Annotated in this window: 17 protein-coding genes and 1 tRNA gene; 8 read left to right on the top strand and 10 right to left on the bottom strand. The window is 65.2% G+C overall.

Annotated features, from left to right (window positions below):
- Positions 1-199: 199 nt before the first annotated feature.
- The 7 genes from ACP150_RS15220 to uvrA all read left to right on the top strand — a co-directional run bounded on the left by ACP150_RS15220 (position 200) and on the right by uvrA (position 8933).
- Positions 200-276, top strand: a tRNA-Asp gene (locus tag ACP150_RS15220).
- Between the two features lie 171 nt (positions 277-447).
- Positions 448-1731 (top strand): MFS transporter, encoded by a 1284-nt coding sequence (locus ACP150_RS15225; RefSeq protein ID WP_424967518.1) that lies wholly within the window; start codon positions 448-450, stop codon positions 1729-1731.
- Positions 1732-1825: 94 nt separating this feature from the next.
- A complete protein-coding gene (locus ACP150_RS15230) occupies positions 1826-2419 on the top strand; it encodes a DUF924 family protein (protein WP_424967519.1) in 594 nt (197 codons plus the stop codon).
- Positions 2420-2484: 65 nt separating this feature from the next.
- The gene (gene lpdA / locus ACP150_RS15235; RefSeq protein ID WP_424967520.1) at positions 2485-3882 is read left to right on the top strand and encodes a dihydrolipoyl dehydrogenase; all 1398 of its coding nucleotides are present in this window, start codon (positions 2485-2487) and stop codon (positions 3880-3882) included.
- A gap of 147 nt (positions 3883-4029) precedes the next feature.
- Positions 4030-4659 (top strand): DUF642 domain-containing protein, encoded by a 630-nt coding sequence (locus ACP150_RS15240; RefSeq protein ID WP_424967521.1) that lies wholly within the window; start codon positions 4030-4032, stop codon positions 4657-4659.
- Between the two features lie 118 nt (positions 4660-4777).
- On the top strand, positions 4778-5956 hold the full coding sequence (locus tag ACP150_RS15245; RefSeq protein WP_424967522.1) for an MFS transporter: 1179 nt from the start codon (positions 4778-4780) through the stop codon (positions 5954-5956).
- A 100-nt stretch (positions 5957-6056) separates the two neighbouring features.
- The gene (gene uvrA, locus ACP150_RS15250; protein ID WP_424967523.1) at positions 6057-8933 is read left to right on the top strand and encodes an excinuclease ABC subunit UvrA; all 2877 of its coding nucleotides are present in this window, start codon (positions 6057-6059) and stop codon (positions 8931-8933) included.
- 161 nt (positions 8934-9094) lie between these two features.
- On the opposite strand, the gene ACP150_RS15255 is transcribed toward uvrA, so the two are convergent.
- The 4 genes from ACP150_RS15255 to gltX form a co-directional block, all read right to left on the bottom strand.
- The gene (locus ACP150_RS15255) at positions 9095-10633 is read right to left on the bottom strand and encodes an alanine/glycine:cation symporter family protein (RefSeq protein WP_424967524.1); all 1539 of its coding nucleotides are present in this window, start codon (positions 10631-10633) and stop codon (positions 9095-9097) included.
- An 11-nt stretch (positions 10634-10644) separates the two neighbouring features.
- On the bottom strand, positions 10645-11082 hold the full coding sequence (locus ACP150_RS15260) for a universal stress protein (protein ID WP_424967525.1): 438 nt from the start codon (positions 11080-11082) through the stop codon (positions 10645-10647).
- Between the two features lie 276 nt (positions 11083-11358).
- Entirely contained in the window at positions 11359-12651 is a 1293-nt protein-coding gene (gene gltA, locus ACP150_RS15265) for a citrate synthase (protein WP_424967526.1), read from the bottom strand.
- 114 nt (positions 12652-12765) lie between these two features.
- On the bottom strand, positions 12766-14178 hold the full coding sequence (gene gltX / locus ACP150_RS15270) for a glutamate--tRNA ligase (RefSeq protein ID WP_424967527.1): 1413 nt from the start codon (positions 14176-14178) through the stop codon (positions 12766-12768).
- Positions 14179-14293: 115 nt separating this feature from the next.
- Here gltX and ACP150_RS15275 point away from each other — a divergent pair, with 115 nt between their 5' ends.
- Complete coding sequence (locus tag ACP150_RS15275; protein WP_424967528.1) at positions 14294-16363, top strand: ComEC/Rec2 family competence protein; 2070 nt, start codon at positions 14294-14296, stop codon at positions 16361-16363.
- A gap of 72 nt (positions 16364-16435) precedes the next feature.
- On the opposite strand, the gene lexA is transcribed toward ACP150_RS15275, so the two are convergent.
- The 6 genes from lexA to ACP150_RS15305 form a co-directional block, all read right to left on the bottom strand.
- Complete coding sequence (gene lexA / locus ACP150_RS15280) at positions 16436-17128, bottom strand: transcriptional repressor LexA (RefSeq protein ID WP_424967529.1); 693 nt, start codon at positions 17126-17128, stop codon at positions 16436-16438.
- A gap of 158 nt (positions 17129-17286) precedes the next feature.
- The gene (gene glp, locus ACP150_RS15285) at positions 17287-18480 is read right to left on the bottom strand and encodes a gephyrin-like molybdotransferase Glp (RefSeq protein ID WP_424967530.1); all 1194 of its coding nucleotides are present in this window, start codon (positions 18478-18480) and stop codon (positions 17287-17289) included.
- Positions 18473-18952 (bottom strand): cyclic pyranopterin monophosphate synthase MoaC, encoded by a 480-nt coding sequence (gene moaC / locus ACP150_RS15290; protein ID WP_424967531.1) that lies wholly within the window; start codon positions 18950-18952, stop codon positions 18473-18475. Before moaC ends, glp begins: the two co-directional genes overlap by 8 nt.
- Entirely contained in the window at positions 18949-19764 is an 816-nt protein-coding gene (gene trpC, locus ACP150_RS15295; RefSeq protein WP_424967532.1) for an indole-3-glycerol phosphate synthase TrpC, read from the bottom strand. The genes moaC and trpC overlap by 4 nt, the downstream gene beginning before the upstream one ends.
- On the bottom strand, positions 19761-20780 hold the full coding sequence (gene trpD / locus ACP150_RS15300; protein WP_424967533.1) for an anthranilate phosphoribosyltransferase: 1020 nt from the start codon (positions 20778-20780) through the stop codon (positions 19761-19763). Before trpD ends, trpC begins: the two co-directional genes overlap by 4 nt.
- Positions 20777-21358, bottom strand: a complete 582-nt coding sequence (locus ACP150_RS15305; protein WP_424967534.1) for an anthranilate synthase component II — start codon at positions 21356-21358, stop codon at positions 20777-20779. The genes trpD and ACP150_RS15305 overlap by 4 nt, the downstream gene beginning before the upstream one ends.
- Positions 21359-21430 lie beyond the last annotated feature (72 nt).

Here is a 21430-nt window from a genome sequence, read left to right on the forward strand (position 1 = left end):
TAAAACCGCGTGGATGCCAAGGGTCTTCTGGCTGTGCAAAGCGCGCCAAAGCTTAACGGACCGTGCGCAGGTGCCCGACACTTGCCCGACAGATGTCCGACGACATGCCGACAGGGGGCAGACCGGGGAAAGACGGGGGCAGATCGGTGTTTTTTGCCATTGACGCCCCGCGCCAAACCCCCTAGATCCGCCGCTACGCGCGGTTGTAGCTCAGTTGGTTAGAGTACCGGCCTGTCACGCCGGGGGTCGCGGGTTCGAGCCCCGTCAACCGCGCCACTTTTCCCCTTTCCCTGTCTGCCTCGATCCCCGATATCCGCTTGGATTGGGCCGTCTTTTTGCGCGCTGGTTCTTGCCGAGGACTGGCTGCGACATGGCCAAGTCGGTGACGGACATGCGTCGTTTCGGGATATTCGCTACGTGATGAGAAACACGCTCTAAGGCTCAGTTATGATACAGGTTTTCCGCTCTTCATGGGCGCTCTTGTTCGGGATCTTCCTCCTGATGGGGGGCAACGGGATCATTGCGACCGTGCTTGGTCTGCGCGGCGCGCTGGAGGGTTTTTCCGCCCTGCAGATGTCCGTGGTCATGACCGGCTATTTCGCCGGGTTTCTGGGCGGGTCCTACATGACCCCGGCGATGATCCGGCGCGTGGGCCATGTGCGGGTCTTCGCGGCGCTTGGATCGTTCATCTCGGCGGCACTGATCCTGTTTCCGGTCTTCACCGACCCCTGGATCTGGACCGCGCTGCGGGTGCTCGTCGGGTTCTGCTTCGCCGGCGTCTACGTGACCGCCGAGAGCTGGCTGAACAACGCCTCGAGCAACGAGAACCGGGGCAGTGCCATGGCGATCTACGGGGTCATCCTGACCGCGGGGATCGTGGCGGCCCAATGGTTCGTGAGCATCGGCGATCCCTCGGGCTTCCTGCTCTTCATCCTGCCCTCGATCCTCGTCTCGATCTCCTTCGCGCCGATCCTGCTGACGGTGACGCCGGCGCCGGCCTTCGAGACCGCCAAGCCCATGAGCTTCGTCGAGGTCTTCCGGGCCTCGCCGCTGGGGCTGGTGGGCATGGTGATGATGGGCGGGATCTATTCGGCGTTGTTCGGCATGGCCTCGGTCTATGGCACCGAAGCCGGGTTGAGCATCGGGCAGATCTCGACCTTCGTGGCGGCGGTCTATCTCGGCGGGATGATCCTGCAATTCCCGATCGGCTGGATCTCGGACCGGGCGGATCGGCGTCTGCTGATCCTGCTGGTCTCGGGCTTCGGGGCCGGGGGGGCCGTGCTCGCGGTGCTGGGGATCGGCGGCTATTACGGGCTGCTGGCGGCGAGTTTTGTGATCGGAGGCACGGCGAACCCGCTCTATGCGCTGCTCATCGCTTACACGAACGATTATCTCGACGCGGCGGACATGCCCGCGGCGGCCGGGCGGCTGGTCTTTGCCAACGGGCTCGGGGCCGTGGCCGGGCCGCTCTTTACCGGCTGGCTCATGGGGCAGGTGGGGCCCGAGGGCTTCTTCCTGTTCATCTTCGGCCTCATGGCGGCGCTCGCGGTCTATGCGGGCTGGCGGATGACGCGGCGCCCGGCGGGCTCGGTCGAGGATTCCGGTGTCTACCTGGCAGCGGTCCCGGCGGCATCCCCGGTTTCGGTGGCGGTCTTCCAGGAGGCCGCTGCCGAAGCGGCCGAAGAGGCAGCGGAGGAGGCCGCCGAGGAGGCGGCTGCCGCGGCCTCCTAGGGCGCAAACTCACCCCCGATCCGCGCATGTGGATTGAATCCGTTGGAGTTTCCCCCCACTAATAGGGGGCGCAGTCCGGTCGGGGGAGGGATCGATGCAGACACCGAAGGCGGTATTGGATTTCTGGCTGACAACCGTGGGCGAGGCCGGGTGGTACAAGGTCGACCCGGAACTGGACGCGCAGATCGCAACGAAGTTCCAAACGACCTGGGAAGCGGCCCTCGCGGGCGGTCTGACGGATTGGTGCGTCACCCCGCGTGGCACGCTGGCCTACCTGTTTCTGACGGACCAGTTTCCGCGCAACATGTTTCGCAACGACGCGCGGGCCTTTGCGACAGACCAGATCGCGGTCATGGCCGCCAAGAAGGCGGTGGAGCGCTCCTGGGATCTGCGCATTCCGGAGCCCGAGCGGCAATTCTTCTATCTGCCGATGATGCACGCGGAAAGCCTGCCGGATCAGGAGCGGAGCGTGCGGCTGATTTCAGAGCGGATGCCCGAATGCGGCGCGTCCAACCTGCTTCATGCGCGGGCCCATCGCCGGGTGATCCGCCAGTTTGGCCGCTTTCCCTATCGCAACGAGGCGCTCGGGCGTGAAACCACGCGGCGCGAGGCCAAGTATCTCGACGAGGGCGGCTATGGCAGCACCGTGCGCGCGATCGAGGCCGAGGATGCGGCGGCGGCCCAGTAACAGCCAAGACATAATGACTAACACAGCGCCGTCGCAGAACAGCGGCAAGGCGCTTGGGGGATAACATGGCAGATGATGCATTCGACCTAGTGGTGATCGGCGCCGGACCGGGCGGCTATGTGGCCGCGATCCGCGCGGCCCAGCTTGGCCTGCGCACGGCGATTGTCGAGCGGGAGCATATGGGCGGGATCTGCCTCAACTGGGGCTGCATCCCGACCAAGGCCATGCTGCGCTCCTCCGAGGTCTTTCACCTGATGCACCGGGCCAAGGAGTTCGGGCTCAAGGCAGACGGGATCGGCTACGACCTCGCCGCCGTGGTCAAGCGGAGCCGGGGCATCGCGAAACAGCTCAATTCCGGTGTCAGCCACCTGATGAAGAAGAACAAGATCACCGTGGTGATGGGCGCGGCCAAGCTGGCCGGGAAGGGCCGGGTCGAGGTGACGGGTGAGGGCGGCTCGCGCATCCTCAACGCCCCGAATATCGTGCTGGCGACCGGAGCGCGGGCGCGCGAGTTGCCGGGGCTGGAGGCCGATGGCGATCTCGTCTGGACCTACAAGCACGCGCTCACCCCGCCGCGCATGCCCAAGAAGCTGCTGGTGATCGGATCCGGCGCGATCGGGATCGAATTTGCGAGCTTTTACAACACGCTCGGCTGCGAGACGACCGTGGTCGAGGTGATGGACCGGATCCTGCCGGTCGAGGATGCCGAGATCAGCGCCTTTGCGAAAAAGCAGTTCAAGGCCCAGGGCATGACCATTCTCGAGAAGGCCAAGGTCGCCAAGCTCGACCGGGCCAAGGGCAGCGTCACCGCGCATATCGAGCAGGGCGGCAAGACCAGCCAGAGCCAGTTCGACACGGTGATCTCTGCCGTGGGCATCGTCGGCAATACCGAGGATCTGGGGCTCGAGGCGCTCGGCGTGCAGATCGACCGCAGCCATGTGGTGACCGATGCCTATTGCCGGACCGGGGTCGAGGGCGTCTATGCCATCGGCGATCTGGCGGGCGCGCCTTGGCTGGCCCATAAGGCCAGCCATGAAGGCGTGATGGTGGCCGAGCTCATCGCGGGGGAGGCAGAGGTCCATCCGGTCAGCCCCGAGAGCATCGCCGGCTGCACCTATTGCCATCCGCAGATCGCCAGTGTGGGCCTGACCGAGGCCAAGGCCCGCGAGGCCGGGCATGACATCAAGGTCGGGCGCTTCCCTTTCATCGGCAACGGTAAGGCCATCGCGCTTGGCGAGCCGGAGGGCATGATCAAGACCGTGTTCGATGCCAAGACCGGCGAGCTTCTGGGGGCGCATATGGTCGGGGCAGAGGTCACCGAGCTCATCCAGGGCTACGTGGTCGGGCGACAGCTGGAGACGACCGAGGCGGACCTGATGGCGACGGTCTTTCCCCATCCGACGCTCAGCGAAATGATGCACGAATCGGTGCTCGACGCTTATGGGCGCGCCGTGCATTTCTGAGGATTGGTTCCGCGGCGTGATCGCTGGGGCGCGGAGACGGACACTGTTTTCACGCGGGCGCGTCCCGGCGGGCTGTGCCTGCTTTACTTGACGAAATCCGACACTTGTTCAAAAATTAATCAGTTTTTGAATTATGGAGGTTGTCACGTGTCCCTTTCCAAATACGCTTTCGCTGCGCTGCTTTTGCCGCTCACCGCGCTTCAGGCGCAGGCCATTACGGTCGTAAATGGAGGGTTTGAGGACCCCAAGACGAACACCAATGTTTATTCGGTTCCCGCCAATCCAATGCCGGGATGGACCGTTGCAGCAGGGAATGTCGAGATCATTCGCCTGCCGACCTGGGCCCCGTCGGAAGGGGAGCAGAGCCTCGACCTCAACGGCGTCCTGCCCGGCACGATCCAGCAAACCGTGAGCGGGTTCACGATCGGCAGCGATTACGAGCTGCTCTTCGATATGGGCGGCAACTTCTTCTCTGGCCTCCCAAGCACCACGGCAGTGGTCTCTGTCGGGCAGACCACGGAGACATTCGGATACACTCCAGTGCCCGGCGATACCGCGAGCAATTTCACGTGGGAAGAAAAGTCCCTGACATTCACGGCGGAGGCTGAAAGCCTGCTTCTGTCGTTTTCCGACGCATCGGGTGGCCGGGCCGCCGGGGCGGCGCTGGACAACATCCGGATCGTGGATCTGGGCGGCATGACGCCGATCCCGCTGCCGGCCGGGGGGCTGCTGCTTTTGACAGGGCTCGTCGCCCTTGGTTTCAAGCGCAGGTCGTAAACCGACGGCAATTCGGATCGGAATGGGCGCGAACCACTCGCGCCCTTTTCTTTGGGCGCGCCCGAACCAGGGGGCATTGAGGCTTGCGATGGCCGTCACCGCGCGGTAGCGCGCAGGCATGACACAGGCCCCCTCACATACCCCCTGGCCACTGGTCTTTCTGCTCTGGGGCGCCGGGCTGGGCGCTGCGGCGCAATATGGCAAGGTCAGCGTGGTCTTCGACCAACTGCCGCAGCTCTTCCCCGAGGCGGGCACGCTTCTGGGCTGGGTGGTCTCGCTTGTGGGCGGGGTCGGTATCCTGCTCGGAGTCACCGCAGGGGTCGTGGTCGCGCGGCTGACCGTGCGGCGCGCGCTGGTCTGGGGGCTGTGGCTGGGGGCGGCGGTGTCGCTCCTGCAGGGGCTGGCCCCGCCGCTCTGGCTGTTCCTGCTCTCCCGTCTGCTCGAAGGTTTGTCCCATCTGGCGATCGTCGTGGCGGCGCCAACCCTGATCGCGAGCCTTAGTGCGACCCGGGACCGGGGCGTGACCCTGACCCTGTGGGGCACGTTCTTCGGTGTGGCCTTCGCGATCCTGACTTGGCTCGGTCTGCCCCTTGCGGCTTGGCTCGGGGTGCCCGCCCTGTTCGGGGCGCACGGGGTCTTCATGGCCGCTGCGGCCCTGGCCATCGGGGCTGCCCTGCCGAAGGAGCCCGCGCCGACCGGTCCGCTCTGGACAAAACCGGATCTGGGCGCGCTCTGGGCGAAACATGTCGAGATCTACCGCTCGCCCCGGCTCGGGGCCCCTGCGGCGGGCTGGCTTTTCTACACCTTCTGCTTTGTCAGCCTCCTGACCTTGCTGCCGCCATATCTCGACCCGGCGCAGCAGACCTTCCTGATCGGCGCGATGCCCCTGGTGAGCATCACGGCCTCCCTGACCCTCGGCGTCTGGCTGCTGCGCAGGGTCTCGTCGGTGACCGTGATCCAGGTCGGGTTTCTCAGCTCGGCGGTCTGCGCAGTCGCGCTGATCATCTGGCCCGGGGACGCCGTGCTCTGCCTGATTTTTGCGGCCTGTCTCGGGCTGGTGCAGGGGGCCAGTTTTGCCTCGGTGCCCGACCTGAACCCGACCGCCGAGGGGCGGATCCTGTCCAACGGGGCCATGGCGCAGACCGGCAATATCGGCAACACGCTGGGCACGCCGGTCCTCTTTGCGATCTCGGTCGGGCTGGGCTATTCGGCGATGCTGATCACGCTCGGTTTCGTGCTCTGTCTCGGGGCAATGGCCCACGGGGTGCTCGCTCTGCGACGGCGCGCAGAGGGCTGATCGCCCGCGCATCTGCCTGTTCCCGCTTCGTTCGCTTTTTTCGGTTGGAGACTCGGTCCCGACCGCCTATCTCTTACGGAGCGGTTAACAAGAGGCCCCCATGCCCGAGCTGAAGAAGATCGAGGTGCGCGGCGCGCGCGAGCACAATCTGAAATCCATCGATGTGGATATCCCCCGGGATGAGCTGGTGGTGATCACCGGCCTGTCGGGCTCGGGCAAGTCGAGCCTGGCCTTTGACACGATCTATGCCGAGGGGCAGCGCCGCTATGTGGAGAGCCTGAGCGCCTATGCCCGCCAGTTCCTCGACATGATGGAAAAGCCGGATGTGGATCATATCTCGGGGCTCTCCCCGGCGATCTCGATCGAGCAGAAGACGACCTCGAAGAACCCGCGTTCGACCGTCGGCACCGTGACCGAGATCTACGACTACATGCGTCTGCTCTTTGCGCGGGTTGGCACGCCCTATAGCCCCGCGACCGGACTGCCCATCGAAGCGCAGCAGGTGCAGGATATGGTCGACCGGGTCATGACGCTGGAGGCGGGGACGCGCGCCTATCTGCTGGCCCCCATCGTGCGCGACCGCAAGGGCGAGTACCGCAAGGAATTTCTCGAGCTGCGCAAGCAGGGGTTTCAACGCGTGAAGGTGGACGGGGACTTCCACGAACTCGACACGCCGCCCACATTGGACAAGAAGTTCCGCCATGACATCGATGTGGTCGTCGACCGCATCGTGGTGCGCGAAGGGATGGAAACCCGTCTCGCCGACAGTCTGCGCACGGCGCTGGATCTGGCGGATGGCATCGCGATCCTCGAGACCGCGCCGTCTGCCTCGGCAGACGGCGCCACGCCTGAGCCCGAGCGCTATACCTTCTCGGAAAAGTTCGCCTGTCCGGTCTCTGGCTTCACGATCCCCGAGATCGAGCCGCGCCTGTTCTCGTTCAACGCGCCCTTCGGGGCCTGCCCGTCCTGTGACGGTCTCGGGGTCGAGCTGTTCTTTGACGAACGCCTCGTGGTGCCCGATGCCACCCTCAAGCTCGCCGATGGGGCGCTGGCGCCCTGGCGCAAGGGCAAGTCGCCCTATTTCCTGCAGACCATCGATTCTATCGCCAAGCATTACGGCTTTGACCCGAAAACCCCGTGGAAGGATCTGCCCGCCAAGGTGCAGTCGGTCTTCCTGCGGGGCTCCGGCGATGAGGAAATCGCGTTCCGCTATGACGAGGGCGGGCGCGTCTATCAGGTCTCGCGCGCGTTTGAGGGCGTGATCCCCAACATGGAGCGGCGCTACCGCGAGACGGATTCGAGCTGGATCCGCGAGGAATTCGAGCGCTACCAGAACAACCGCTCCTGCGGGGATTGCGGCGGCTACCGCCTGCGGCCCGAAGCGCTGGCGGTCAAGATCGCCGGGCTCCATGTGGGGCAGGTGGTGCAGATGTCGATCCGCGAGGCCTATGAGTGGTGCCAGACGGTGCCCGAGAGCCTGACGGATCAGAAGAACGAGATCGCCCGCGCCATCCTCAAGGAGATCCGCGAGCGGCTTGGGTTCCTGAACAATGTCGGGCTCGAATACCTGACCCTCAGCCGCAATGCGGGCACCCTGTCGGGCGGCGAAAGCCAGCGGATCCGTCTGGCCAGCCAGATCGGCTCGGGCCTGACAGGCGTGCTCTACGTGCTCGACGAACCCTCCATCGGGCTGCACCAACGCGACAATGACCGGTTGCTGACCACGCTCAAGAACCTGCGCGATCAGGGCAATACGGTGATCGTGGTCGAGCATGACGAGGAAGCCGTGCGCGAGGCCGATTACGTCTTCGATATCGGTCCCGGGGCAGGGGTGCACGGGGGGCAGGTCGTAGCCCATGGCACCCCGGCCGAGATCATGGCGAACCCCAATTCCGTGACCGGCGACTACCTCGCCGGGCGGCGCGAGATCGCCGTCCCGGCGACCCGTCGCAAGGGCAACAAGAAGAAGGTCACGGTCCGCCAGGCCACGGGCAACAACCTGCAGAACATCACCGTGGACTTCCCGTTGGGCAAGTTTGTCTGTGTGACGGGCGTGTCCGGCGGGGGCAAATCGACCCTGACCATCGAGACTCTGTTCAAGACCGCCTCCATGCGCCTGAACGGGGCGCGCCAGACACCAGCGCCCTGCGAGACGATCAAGGGGTTGGAGCATCTGGACAAGGTCATCGATATCGACCAACGGCCCATCGGGCGCACACCACGCTCGAACCCGGCGACCTATACCGGGGCCTTCACCCCGATCCGCGACTGGTTCGCGGGCCTGCCCGAGGCCAAGACCCGGGGCTACAAGCCCGGGCGGTTCTCGTTCAACGTCAAGGGCGGGCGTTGTGAGGCATGCCAGGGCGACGGGGTCATCAAGATCGAGATGCACTTCCTGCCGGATGTCTATGTGGAATGCGAGACCTGCAAGGGCGCGCGGTACAACCGCGAGACGCTGGAGGTGCTGTTCAAGGGCAAGTCCATCGCCGATGTGCTCGACATGACGGTCGAGGACGCGCAGGAGTTCTTCAAGGCGGTGCCGAGCATTCGCGAGAAGATGGATGCCCTGATGCGGGTCGGGCTCGGCTATATCAAGGTGGGCCAGCAGGCGACCACGCTTTCGGGCGGAGAAGCGCAACGGGTCAAGCTCAGCAAGGAGCTGGCCAAGCGGTCCACGGGCCGCACGCTCTATATTCTGGACGAGCCGACCACGGGTCTGCATTTCGAGGATGTGCGCAAACTGCTCGAAGTGCTCCACGAGCTGGTGGAGCAGGGCAATACCGTGGTGGTGATCGAGCATAATCTCGATGTGGTGAAGACCGCCGACTGGATCATCGACATCGGTCCCGAAGGCGGGGATGGCGGCGGGACAGTCGTGGCCACCGGCACGCCCGAGAAGGTGGCCGAGGTGGCCGAGAGCCATACGGGTCATTACCTCAAGCCGATGCTCAACCCCAAACGGGTCGCGGCGGAGTAACCGGGCGCGCGGGGATCCGATTGCGCGCCTGCGGCGCATGCGATTTTCACGAAAAAGGGGGCTCTGCCCCCGTCGCCCATGGCGACTCCCCGGAGTATTGTCGGAACAATGAAGGGGGAAGGGGGCCGATCCGGAGACCGGCCCTCTGATCTGTTCTGGGCTCAGCCCTTGTGCTCTTTGATCTCGCCGGAGGCGAGGCGCGCGAGGTAGGAGGCCAGCTCCGCTTTCACAATCGGCATCAGCACATAGAGCGCGGCGATATTGACCACCGCCATGGCGAAGATCGCCGCGTCGGAGAAGTCGATCACCGGGCCAAGGCTGGCGGCCGCACCGATCACCACGAAGACGCAGAAGATGATCTTGAAGACCAGTTCCTTGGTTTCGCCCTCGCCGAAGAGGTAGGTCCAGGCCTTGAGGCCGTAATAGGACCAGGAGATCATGGTCGAGAAGGCAAAGAGGATCACCGCAATCGCGAGGATATAGGGGAACCAGGAGAAGCCCGTGGCGAAGGCCGCCGAGGTCAGGGCGACACCGGAATTGCCGTCCACGGTCATGATCGTGCCGTTCTCGACCATGTAGAGGCCGGTTTCGGGGTTGATCATCAGCTGACCGGAGATGGTGATGACGAGCGCTGTCATGGTGCAGATCACCACCGTGTCGATGAAGGGCTCAAGCAGGGAGACATAGCCCTCGGTGATCGGCTCTTTGGTTTTCACCGCCGAGTGTGCGATCGCTGCGGAGCCCACGCCCGCCTCGTTCGAGAAGGCGGCGCGCTTGAAGCCCTGGATCAGGGCGCCGACCATGCCGCCGGCCACGCCGAGCCCGGTAAAGGCACCTTCGAAGATCTGGCCGAAGGCCCAGCCGATCTGGTCAAAATTCACCAGCAGGATGATCAGAGCCACGGCCACATACATGATGCCCATGAAGGGCACGACCTTCTCGGTCACCTTGGCGATGGATTTGATCCCGCCCACGATCACCGCGAAGACGACGCCCGCGAAGATTATGCCGGTGATCCAGCCCGGATAATCGCCGACGATGCCGGAGATCTGCGCATGGGCCTGGTTGGCCTGGAACATGTTGCCGCCGCCCAGGGCGCCGAGGATACAGAAGATCGAGAACAGCACGGCCATGAACTTGCCGCCTGGCACGCCCTTTTCCGCAAAGCCCTTGGAGATGTAGTACATCGGACCGCCGGAGACCGTGCCGTCCGGATACTCGTTCCGGTACTTCACGCCGAGCGTACATTCGGTGAATTTCGAGGCCATGCCCAGAAGGCCTGCCATGATCATCCAGAAGGTGGCACCTGGGCCGCCGATGCCCACGGCGACCGCCACACCGGCGATGTTGCCGAGGCCCACGGTGCCCGAGAGGGCCGTGGCCAGGGCCTGGAAGTGGCTGACCTCACCCGCGTCATCGGGGTCCGAGTAGTCGCCTTTGACCAGCTTGATCGAGTGCACGAAGCCGCGCAGCTGGATGAAGCCGAAATAGACAGTGAAGATTGTGGCGGCGACCACCAGCCACATCACGATCCAGGGGAAACTGGTGCCCGGGAAGGGCGCGAAGATCAAGCTGACAAAGGGACCGGTGACGGCGGCGAAGGCCTCGTTCACCGTCTGGTCAATGGATTTTGCGTCTTGCGCAAGGGCGGCTGTCGAGCAGAGCGCGAGGGCCAAAGTGGCAAGAATGGGTGTCTTCATGATGGGGCTCCTCACGGGACGACTGTGACAGGGACGGAGGCATGCAGGACAAGGTTCACGGTCGAGGTGCCGAACACCCGGTTGACGAACCCGCCTTCGGAGCTGCGGGCGACCACGATCTGGTCGGCGCTCTCGGTCTTTGCGATCTTGTCCAGAAGATCTGCGACATCCCCGTGTTTCACGATGCCCCGTGCGGCAAAGCCCGCATCGCAGAGCGTAGAGACGGCCGGGTCCACGACCCGGGTCTGTGCTGTCGTGATTTCTTCTTCGCGGCGCTTATGGCGCTGCGCGTTCTCTTCTGCGGTCTGGAAGGTGTAAGGTGACCATTCGATGATGAAGGCGACGATAATTTCGCAGCTTTCCAAACGGCTCGCCAGACTCTGGGCATACGCGAGTGCGCGCTCCCCAGAGCTGCTGCCGTCCAATCCGACGACGATTTTACTGGTCATGGTAAGTCCCTGTGACTCCGTTTTTGTTATTGGGGGCCGAAAACAAGCGCGCTTGTCTCCACGAGCAATCCCGTCCTTGGAATTGCGTCGGGTCAAGTCTTTGGGTTTGGAGTTGACTTTTGATCCCGACTCCCTAAGCCGTAGCACCAAATTCGATCTCTGTGGCCCATTTTTTAACCGTTTTTTTACGTTTCCGCCGCCGAGGCTGGGCTGCGGTCACAAAAAACAAGGGCCGCCCCGAAGGACGGCCCTGAAAACAGTCGATTTGTGGAGGGATCAGCGGTTTTCCACATCCACATAGTCGCGCATCGTTTCCCCTTTGTAGAGCTGACGCGGGCGGCCGATCTTGAAGGCTGGGTCGGTGATCATCTCTTTCCACTGGGCGATCCAGCCCACGGTCCGCGACAGGGCGAAGATCGGCGTGAACATCGATGTCGGGAAGCCCATCGCCTCGAGGATGATGCCGGAGTAGAAGTCCACATTCGGGAAGAGCTTCTTGTCGGCGAAATACGGATCGGCCAGCGCGGCGGCCTCGAGCTCCTTGGCGACCTGCAGAACCGGGTTGTTCTCGACGCCCAGCAGTTCCAGCACCTCGTCGGCGGATTGCTTCATCACCTTCGCGCGCGGGTCGAAGTTCTTGTATACCCGGTGGCCGAAGCCCATCAGACGGAAGGGATCGTCCTTGTCCTTGGCGCGGGCGATAAATTCGGGGATCCGGTCAACGGAGCCGATCTCGCGCAGCATTTCGAGGCAGGCCTGGTTCGCTCCGCCATGGGCCGGGCCCCAGAGGCAGGCAATGCCGGCTGCGATACAGGCGAAGGGGTTGGCCCCCGAGGACGAGGCCAGACGCACGGTCGAGGTCGAGGCGTTCTGCTCGTGATCCGCATGCAGGGTGAAGATCCGGTCCATGGCGCGGCTGAGCACCGGGTCGACCACGTAATCCTCGGTGGGCACGGCAAAGCACATGCGCAGGAAGTTCGACGCGTAGTCCAGATCGTTACGCGGATACACGAAGGGCTGGCCGATCGAATACTTGTACGCCCAGGCGGCAATCGTCGGCATCTTGGCGATCAGGCGGATCGAGGCCACCTCGCGCTGCCACGGGTCCGAGATATCCGTGCTGTCATGGTAGAAGGCAGACATCGCGCCCACGACGCCGGTCATGATCGCCATCGGATGAGCGTCACGACGGAAGCCGCGGAAGAAGTTCATCATCTGCTCGTGCAGCATCGTGTGGTTGGTCACACGGCTTTCGAAATCTTCGAGCTGGGCTGCGGTCGGCAGCTCCCCGTAAAGCAGCAGGTAGCACACCTCGAGGTAATGCGACTGGGAGGCCAGCTGATCGATCGGATAGCCGCGGTGCAGCAGCTCGCCCTTGGCGCCGTCGATGAAGGTAATGGTGCTGTCACAGGCAGCGGTGGACGTGAAGCCCGGGTCGTAGGTGAACACGTCGCCCTGAGCATAGAGCTTGCGGATATCGAGCACATCCGGGCCCGCCGTCGGTGAGTAGATCGGCAGCTCGATGGTCTTGTCATCAAAGCTCAGGGTCGCGGTTTTCTGTTCAGCCATGTCTGTCCCTCTTTATAACGTCCGTGTCCGGGGTCCGGCGCGGTCGTGGCATGGTCGGTCTTGCGACCGGCGTGTCGGGTGCGCGAGCAGAACGACCTTACGGCTTGGTCCCCCTCACGCTGCTGCGTCCGACAGGCGCGCAAGGGTTTCCTCGCGGCCCAGAACGAGCATCATGTCAAAAACGCTGGGCGTTGCAGATCGCCCGGCCAGCGCGCTTCGCAAGGGGGCGGCAATTTTGCCAAGACCCAGTCCATGAGCCTCTGCCACGCCTCCCACGGCGCCCTCCAGCATGTCGCGGGTCCAGCTAACATTTTGCAGCTGCGGCGTCAATTCAGCCAGTATACCACGGGATACCGTATCGAGGTTTTTCGCAACCTTTTCATCCGGGACAATCGGCCGCGACGCCAGAATAAAATGCGCTTTATCAAGAAGATCCGGGAATTTCTTGGCCCGGTCCTTGAGGCAATACATCGCACGCGACAAACCCTCGGATTGCGCCTCGGACAGGGGGTCGGCCCCGGTTGCACTGCGGTATCCTTGTGCACCTGCGACAATCGCGTCATCCGCCATTGCGGCGATGTGCTGCCCGGATAGGTTGTCGAGCTTTTTCAGGTCCAGACGGGCCGGGGATTTGCCGATGCCGCCGAAGTCGAACCAGGCCTGCGCCTGGGCATCGTCGAAGAATTCGTCATCCCCGTGCGACCAGCCCAGACGGGCGAGATAGTTCCGCATCGCCGCCGCCGGATAGCCCATGGCCTCGTATTCCTCGACCCCGAGCGCGCCGTGACGCTTGCTCAGCTTCTTGCCGTCGGGCCCATGGATCAGCGGGATATGCGCCCAGACCGGAACGTCCCAGCCCATCGCCTCGTAGATCATCATCTGCCGCGCGGCGTTGTTGAGGTGATCATCCCCGCGGATCACATGGGTCACGCCCATATCATGGTCATCCACCACCACGGCGAGCATATAGACCGGCGTGCCATCCGAGCGCAGCAGGATCATGTCATCGAGCTGGCCGTTGCGGATGGTCACATCGCCCTGCACCTGGTCGCGGATCACCGTCTCGCCCTCTTGCGGGGCCTTGATCCGCACCACGAAGGGCGCGTCCGGGTGGGTCGCCGCATCCGCATCGCGCCAAGGCGAGCGGAAGAGGGTCGAGCGGCCTTCGGCCTTGGCGGCCTCGCGGAAGGCGGCGATCTCGTCCTGGGTCGAGAAACACTTATAGGCCTTGCCCTCGGACAGAAGCTGCCGGGCCACCTCCGCGTGGCGCGCCGCAGCTTCGAACTGGCTGGTGGCGTCACCATCCCAGTCGAGACCCAGCCAGCGCAGCCCGGCAAAGATCGCGTCCGTCGCCTCCTGGGTCGAGCGTGCCCGGTCCGTATCCTCGATCCGCAGCAGGAACTTGCCGCCGCGCCCCCGGGCATAGAGCCAGTTGAACAGCGCCGTGCGCGCCCCGCCGATATGGAGGAACCCGGTGGGCGAGGGGGCAAAGCGGGTGACGACGGGGGCGGTCGGGGTCGAGGTCATGAGGGTGGTCTCCTGTGCCAGGCCTCCGGCGCGGGATCCCGCGGGATTAACCAATTGGCAACCAAGGTTTCGATAAGGTTGCGCAGGACTTACCCAACGCGGCAAGGCAGGACAAGTGACCGACTTCGCAGAGGCACGCCACGCCCTCTTTCCCTGGGCCCCGGTCGTGTTCGGCTGCGGGGCACTTGCCTATTTTCTGGCGGATCAGGAACCGTCGGAACAGGTGCTGTTTGCGGTCTGGGCGCTGACGGGGCTGGGGCTCGTGGGCGGGCTCTGTGCGCCTTGGGCCTGGCGCCCGTTGGGTTGGCTGCTGGCCTTCGCCGCAGGGGGCTATGCGCTGGCGGCGTTTCGCACGGCGGATGTGGCCGCGCCGGTCCTGTCCTTTCGCTACTACGGCCCCATCGAGGGGCGGGTGGTTGCGATCGATGCTTCCTATGCGGGGGCAACACGGCTGACGCTGGATCAGGTGAGGTTGCGGGGCATTGCGCCCGAAAAGCGGCCCGAGCGCGTGCGCCTTTCGCTCCATGGCCCGCCCCCTGAGATCGCGCCGACCCCGGGCCAGATCGTCATGACCACCGGACATCTGTCGCCACCATCCTCGCCGACCGAGCCGGGCGGCTTCGATTTCCGCCGCCACGCCTGGTTCAAGGGGCTCGGGGCGGTGGGCTATACGCGGGTGCCGGTGCTGTTGTGGTCCGAACCTCAGGCGCTGACATGGCGCGAACGGGTCTACAGCCTGCGCCTTGACCTGTCCCAGGCCATCCGTGACCGCATCCCGGGTCAGCCCGGAGCCTTTGCGGCGGCGATCATCACCGGCGACCGCGCGGCCATCGACCGGGCCTATGTCGAGGATCTGCGCGGCTCCAACCTCGCCCATCTCCTCGCCATTTCCGGCCTGCATATGGGGCTTCTGACCGGGACGGTGTTTCTCGGGTTGCGCTCGCTCTTTGCGCTCTGGCCGTGGCTGGCGCTGCGGGTGCCGGTCAAGAAGGTCGCGGCCGTCGCGGCCCTTATCGCGGCGGCGGTGTATCTGGTGATCTCGGGCATGAGCGTGGCCACCGAACGCGCCTTCATCATGGTTGCGATGATCCTGCTCGGGGTCTGTTTCGACAGGCGGGCCTTGTCCCTGCGCTCTGTGGCCTGGGCTGCGCTGATCGTGCTGGCGCTCAGGCCCGAGGCGGTGATGGGCCCGGGCTTCCAGATGTCCTTTGCGGCGACGACCGCGTTGGTGATCACCTATGCCGCGCTCCGCGACGTCAAATGGTGGTACGCCCTGCCGCGCTGGTCCAAGGGGCCGGCCTCGCTCTTGCTGTCTTCGTTCGTGGCAGGGGCGGCGACCGCGCCCATCGCGGCGGCCCATTTCAACATCATCGCCCATTACGGGCTGATCGCGAACCTTGCCTCGGTGCCGGTTATGGGCACGCTCGTGATGCCCGGTGCGCTGGTGGCGCTGGCGGGCGCGCCGCTGGGGCTCGAATGGATCGGGCTCTTCGCGATGGAGATCGGGATCCGCTGGATCCTCTGGGTCGCGGGCACGGTCTCGGGGCTCGAAGGGGCCGTGGGCCATGTGGTGCGCCCCATGCCCGTAGTGCTGCCCTTGGTGGTGGCTGGCGCGTTGATTGTAGCGCTGACACCGTTCCGGGCGCGCTGGATCGGGGTGGCTCCCTGTCTCGTGGCGCTGCTGCTCTGGACGCAGACCGAGCGGCCCGTGTTGCTGGTCTCGGGCAGTGGCGGGTTGCTGGGCGTTTTGACGCCGGAGGGTCGGAGCCTCAGCAAGTCGAGGGGCGATGGTTTCGCGGCGCGGAGCTGGCTGGAGAATGACGGGGACGGCGTGGCGCAGTACACCGCCTATGCCCGGGAGGGGATCGTCCATGGCAAGGGCCGGGTCGATGTCACGTTGGGTGCTTATGCGGTTACGCAGCTGCGTGGCAAGACCGGCGCGGCACAGTTCAACGAGGCCTGCGCGGCAGCGGATCTGATCGTGGGGAATGTGGACCTGCCGCGCAGCACCGCCTGCGAGGTCATCGATGCCCGGGCCTTTCGGCGGACCGGGGCGCTGGCAGTCACGGTGGGGGAGGGTGGTCTCGAGATCACCACCGCGCAGGAGGCTGATCCCGCGCGGCCCTGGCAGGGGGCGAAACCGCGATCCGAGCCCCGGCTTTTGGCGCGCCTGCTGGGGGAATAACCCGAGTTTGCAACGCAAAAGGCCGCGCAAGTTCTGCACGGCCCCTCGAAATCTCTGCGCCTCGGCGCGTGCTTAGTAGGAGCGGATCAGCCCGACCAGTTTGCCCTGCACCCGGACCATCTCGGCCGGGTAGACACGGGTCTCATAGGCCGGGTTCGCCGCCTCCAGCGCGATGGCGTTGCCGCGCTTGCGCAGGGTCTTGAGCGTTGCCTCATGCCCATCGACCAGCGCGACCACGATATCCCCGCTCTCGGCGGCGTTGGTCTCGCGGATCACCACGATATCGCCGCTGTTGATGCCGGCATTGATCATCGAGTCGCCCTTGACCTCCAACGCGTAATGCTCGGCATCCTGGCGCATCATCTGGCCCGGGACGGCCACCGTATGGGACACTTCGCTGATCGCCTCGATCGGCGTACCGGCGGCGATCTTGCCCATCACCGGCAGTTCGACCGCATGGATCTCGGCCACGGGCATCGCGCCTCGGGGCGGATCCGCGCGATCGCCATCGATGACTTGCGGGGCGAACCCGGTGGATTGCGACACCAGCGCCTCCGGCAATTTGACGATCTCGATGGCGCGGGCCTTGTGCGCGAGACGGCGGATGAAGCCGCGCTCCTCCAGCGCCGTGATCAAACGGTGAATCCCGGATTTCGACCGCAGGTCGAGCGCATCCTTCATCTCGTCGAACGAAGGCGGTACACCGTCGCGCTGCAGACGCTTGTGGATGAATTCCAGCAACTCGATTTGCTTCTTGGTCAGCATATCTGCTCTCCCTCTTCGGGCACCTGTCGCCCGGCACCGCTCGCAGAGTTGCTAAAACCGGTAAACAAGGTCTTAACCTGCTGCGAGTTCCTGTAGTGTTCTAAACCTGTTCCTGATTTGTGTCAATCATGCTGCGAAACAGGGGCGCGCAGAGGATGTCAGAGGGGAATATAGGCAACATCCGCGCCTTCGGTGGCGGGATCGGCATGGGGCGCGCGCACCAGCAGGCAATCGGCCGAGGCGAGCACGGACATTAGCCCGCTATCCTGACGCGGGGCCGGGTCGATCCAGGCGATGCCGTCGCGCCACGTGAGCTGCGCGCGCATATAGTGCTCGCGCGGGCCGTTCTGGCCGAGCGCGCGGGCGAGTTTGCCGGCCCGTTGGGCGCGCGCTTCGGCAGGCAGGCCCTGCAGGGCCCTCAAGGCCGGGACCACGAATAGCGTGCCGCAGACCATGGACGAGACCGGATTGCCGGGCAGCCCGATCAGCAGCGCAGCTCCGAAGCGCCCGCACATGAGCGGTTTGCCTGGGCGCATGGCGATCTTGTAGAAGGCACGCTCCAGCCCCAGATTCCCCGCGACGCGCGCCACGAGATCATGATCGCCGACAGATGCGCCGCCGATGGTCACCACCATGTCCGCATCCCCGGCGAGGTCGAGCACGGCGGCCAGCCCCTCGGATGTGTCGGGCGCAATGGGGAGAAGACGAACCTCCGCTCCGGCAGCCTCGAAGAGCGCCTTCAGGCCAAAGCTGTTGGACGCGATGATTTGGTCCGGGGCCGGGGTCTCGCCCGGCATCACAAGCTCATCACCGGTAGCGATCAGCGCCACACGGGGGCGGCGATACACGCTGAGCTTTGGCAGGTTCATCGAGGCGGCGAGGGCCACATCCGCCGGGCTCAGCACGCGGGGCGCGGACATCCGATCGCCGATCTTGAAGTCATTGCCTTCGGGTCGGATATTCGCGCCGGGCGCTGTCGTCTCGACAAGGGTGATGCGGTCGCCGCTGCGGGTCACATCCTCCTGGATCACGACGGTTCCGGCGCCCTCGGGCACCGGCGCGCCGGTAAAGATCCGCACGGCCTGACCCGGATGGACAATCCCGTCCCAGCCATGGCCCGCAGCGCTCTCGCCCACCACATCGAGTGTCAGACCCGCCGCGCCGTCCTCTGCCCGGACAGCGTAGCCATCCATGGCCGAAGCGGCGAAGGGCGGTTGGGTCCGCGCGGCCACCGCGTCATGGGCCAGCACGCGCCCGGCGGCGGCGATCAGCGGGACCTCTTCGGTCTCCAGCGGTGCAACAAGGGCGAAGAGCGCATCAAGCGCCTCCGCCACGGGCACGAGGTTACTCATCGGCTGTGAACCGCCCCGATTTGCCACCATCCTTGAAGACCAACCGCGTGTCGGTGATCTGCATGCGCTTATCCACGGCCTTGACCATGTCGTAGATCGTCAGCCCCGCGACGGAGACCGCCGTGAGCGCCTCCATCTCGACGCCGGTCTGGCCCGAGGTCTTGACCGTCGCCTCGATCCGCACGCCGGGCAGATCCGCATCGGGGGTCAGCTCCAGCGCAACCTTGGTGATTGGCAGCGGGTGGCAGAGCGGGATCAGATCGGCGGTCTTCTTGGCCCCCATGATCCCGGCGAGCCGGGCCACGGCGAGCACATCGCCCTTCTTGGCGGTGCCTTCGGTGATCATGGCCAGCGTCTCGGGCGCCATGCGGACGGCGCCCTGGGCGATCGCCATGCGGTCCGTGACCTCCTTGTCGGAGACATCGACCATATGGGCCGCGCCCTGGGCGTCGAAATGGGTCAGACCACTCATGCTGCGCCCTCCATCGGGACGGGGTTGGCGAGCAAGTCGCGCGTGGCGGCGGCAACGTTGTCCTTCCGCATCAGGCTCTCGCCGATCAGGAAGGTGCGCGCGCCATAGCCTGCGAGATCGGCCAGCTCTGCCGGGCCGCTCAGACCGGATTCCGCGACGATCAGCCGGTCCTCGGGGATGCGCGGGGCGAGGGTCCGGGTGGTGTCGAGCGTCGTCTCGAAGGTCTTGAGGTTGCGGTTGTTGATCCCCATCAGCGGGGATTTCAGCCGCAAGGCGCGGTCCAGCTCGGGCCCGTCATGGACCTCGATCAGCGCGTCCATCCCCCATCCAAAGGCGGCATCCTCCAGCTCGGCGGCTTGCGCGTCCGAGACGCTGGCCATGATGATCAGGATGCAATCTGCGCCCATGGCCCGGGCCTCGGCCACCTGGTAGGTGTCATACATGAAATCCTTGCGCAGCACTGGCAGGTCGCAGGCCGCGCGGGCGGCGACAAGGTAGTCCTCATGCCCCTGAAAGCTGGGCGCATCGGTCAACACCGACAGACAGGTCGCACCACCCTCGGCATAGGCGCGCGCAATGGCGGGCGGGTCGAAATCGGGCCGGATCAGCCCTTTGGATGGGCTGGCTTTCTTGACCTCGGCAATAAGGGCGTAGCCCGTGCGCGCGGCCTCCTGCAAGGCTCCGGCGAAGGGGCGCAGGGGGCTGGCGGCCTTGGCAGCGGCCTCGACCTCTGCAAGGGCGCGCGCGGCCTTGCGGGCGGCGACCTCTTCCAGCTTATAGGCTTTGATCTTGTCGAGAATGGTGGTGCTCATGCCGCCTCCGATGTGATCTGTGCAAGGCCCTGAACCTTGGCCAGTGCCGCCCCGCTATCGAGGCTCTCGGCTGCCAGCGCCGCGCCCTCGGGCAGGGCGGTGACCTTGCCTGCGACCTTGAGCGCCGCCGCCGCGTTCAGCAGAACCGCGTCGCGATAGGCTGAGGGCTCTCCGGCCAGCAGGGCGCGGAAGGCCACGCCGTTTTCCTCGGGCGTGCCGCCGAGAATGGCCTCGAACGGGTGGACCGGCAGGCCGGCCTCCTCGGGATGGATTTCGAACTCGGTCACCGTGCCGTTTTCCAGACCGGCCACCCAGGAGGTGCCGGTGATCGTCAGCTCATCGGTGCCGTCCGAGCCGTGGACAAGCCATGCCGCGTCACTGCCAAGCGCCGCGAGCGTCTCGGCCATGGGCCGGATCAGGTCGCGCGAGAAGGCACCGGTCAGCTGGCGCGCAACCCCGGCCGGGTTCGTCAGCGGGCCCAGAATGTTGAACATGGTGCGAGTGCCCAGCTCGGCCCGGGTCGGCATCACATGGCGGATCGCCGGGTGGTGCATCGGGGCCATCATGAAGGCGATGCCGATCTCCGACAGGGCGCGCTCGACGACCTCGGGGCCGACCATGACATTCACGCCCATCTGGCCGAGCGCATCCGCCGCGCCGGATTTCGAGCTGAGATTGCGGTTGCCGTGTTTCGCCACGGGCACGCCCGCGCCTGCCACGACAAAGGCCGTGGCAGTCGAGATGTTCAGGGTGCCTTTCCCATCGCCGCCGGTGCCGACGATGTCCATCGCCCCTTGGGGCGCGGTCACGGCATTGCACTTGGCGCGCATCACCGCGGCGGCGGCGGCATATTCCTCGACCGTTTCGCCCCGGGTGCGCAGGGCCATCAAGAGCCCACCCATCTGAGACGGGGTCGCTTCGCCCTCGAACAGGATCTCGAAGGCGGCTTCGGCCTCGGCGCGGGTCAGGGCGCGGTCGGCGGCTGCCCCGATCAGGGGTTTGAGCGCGTCACTCATGCGGGCACCGGTACGGTCTCGAGGAAGTTCTGCAGCATCTTGTGGCCATGCTCCGAGGCGATGGATTCCGGGTGGAACTGCACGCCGTGGATCGGCAGACTGCGATGCTGCAGGCCCATGATCGTGCCATCCTCAAGCCAGGCCGTCACCTCCAGCTCGGGCGGAAGGCTGTCGCGATCCACGACCAGCGAATGGTAGCGCGTCGCCTTGAACGGCGAGGGCAGCCCGGCAAAGAGCCCTGTGCCCGAATGGTGCATCACGCCCATCTTGCCATGGACGATATCCGAATGGCGCTGGACCTTGCCGCCAAAGCTCTGCCCGATGGTCTGGTGCCCCAGGCACACCCCGATGAGCGGTGTACCGGTCTCGGCGGCCGCTTCGGTCAGGGCAAGGCAGATCCCCGCCTGATCCGGATCCGCCGGGCCGGGGCTCAGCATGATCGCATCCGGGCGCAGGGCCATGGCCTCCTGCACATTCAGCGCGTCATTGCGGTGCACCTGCACATCTGCGCCCAGCTCGCCCAGATAATGGACAAGGTTATAGGTGAAACTGTCGTAGTTATCGATCAGGAGCAGCATGTCTCGAGCCTTTGTTTCCCGGCCACGGGCCGCTTCATCGGAACTGCCCCTTGATCCCCCAGCGTGGAAGGA

Origin of the sequence: Dinoroseobacter sp. S375 (genome assembly GCF_049800775.1) — a bacterium.
Lineage (GTDB): Bacteria > Pseudomonadota > Alphaproteobacteria > Rhodobacterales > Rhodobacteraceae > Dinoroseobacter.

Excerpts from the sequence above, each read along its gene's own strand:
- lpdA (WP_424967520.1), top strand. The coding sequence starts at position 2,485 with ATGGCAGATGATGCATTCGACCTAGTGGTGATCGGCGCCGGACCGGGC.
- ACP150_RS15255 (WP_424967524.1), bottom strand. The coding sequence starts at position 10,633 with ATGAAGACACCCATTCTTGCCACTTTGGCCCTCGCGCTCTGCTCGACA.
- gltA (WP_424967526.1), bottom strand. The coding sequence starts at position 12,651 with ATGGCTGAACAGAAAACCGCGACCCTGAGCTTTGATGACAAGACCATC.
- ACP150_RS15230 (WP_424967519.1), top strand. The coding sequence starts at position 1,826 with ATGCAGACACCGAAGGCGGTATTGGATTTCTGGCTGACAACCGTGGGC.
- uvrA (WP_424967523.1), top strand. The coding sequence starts at position 6,057 with ATGCCCGAGCTGAAGAAGATCGAGGTGCGCGGCGCGCGCGAGCACAAT.
- ACP150_RS15305 (WP_424967534.1), bottom strand. The coding sequence starts at position 21,358 with ATGCTGCTCCTGATCGATAACTACGACAGTTTCACCTATAACCTTGTC.
- ACP150_RS15260 (WP_424967525.1), bottom strand. The coding sequence starts at position 11,082 with ATGACCAGTAAAATCGTCGTCGGATTGGACGGCAGCAGCTCTGGGGAG.
- gltX (WP_424967527.1), bottom strand. The coding sequence starts at position 14,178 with ATGACCTCGACCCCGACCGCCCCCGTCGTCACCCGCTTTGCCCCCTCG.
- glp (WP_424967530.1), bottom strand. The coding sequence starts at position 18,480 with ATGAGTAACCTCGTGCCCGTGGCGGAGGCGCTTGATGCGCTCTTCGCC.
- ACP150_RS15245 (WP_424967522.1), top strand. The coding sequence starts at position 4,778 with ATGACACAGGCCCCCTCACATACCCCCTGGCCACTGGTCTTTCTGCTC.
- trpC (WP_424967532.1), bottom strand. The coding sequence starts at position 19,764 with ATGAGCACCACCATTCTCGACAAGATCAAAGCCTATAAGCTGGAAGAG.
- lexA (WP_424967529.1), bottom strand. The coding sequence starts at position 17,128 with ATGCTGACCAAGAAGCAAATCGAGTTGCTGGAATTCATCCACAAGCGT.
- ACP150_RS15225 (WP_424967518.1), top strand. The coding sequence starts at position 448 with ATGATACAGGTTTTCCGCTCTTCATGGGCGCTCTTGTTCGGGATCTTC.
- trpD (WP_424967533.1), bottom strand. The coding sequence starts at position 20,780 with ATGAGTGACGCGCTCAAACCCCTGATCGGGGCAGCCGCCGACCGCGCC.
- moaC (WP_424967531.1), bottom strand. The coding sequence starts at position 18,952 with ATGAGTGGTCTGACCCATTTCGACGCCCAGGGCGCGGCCCATATGGTC.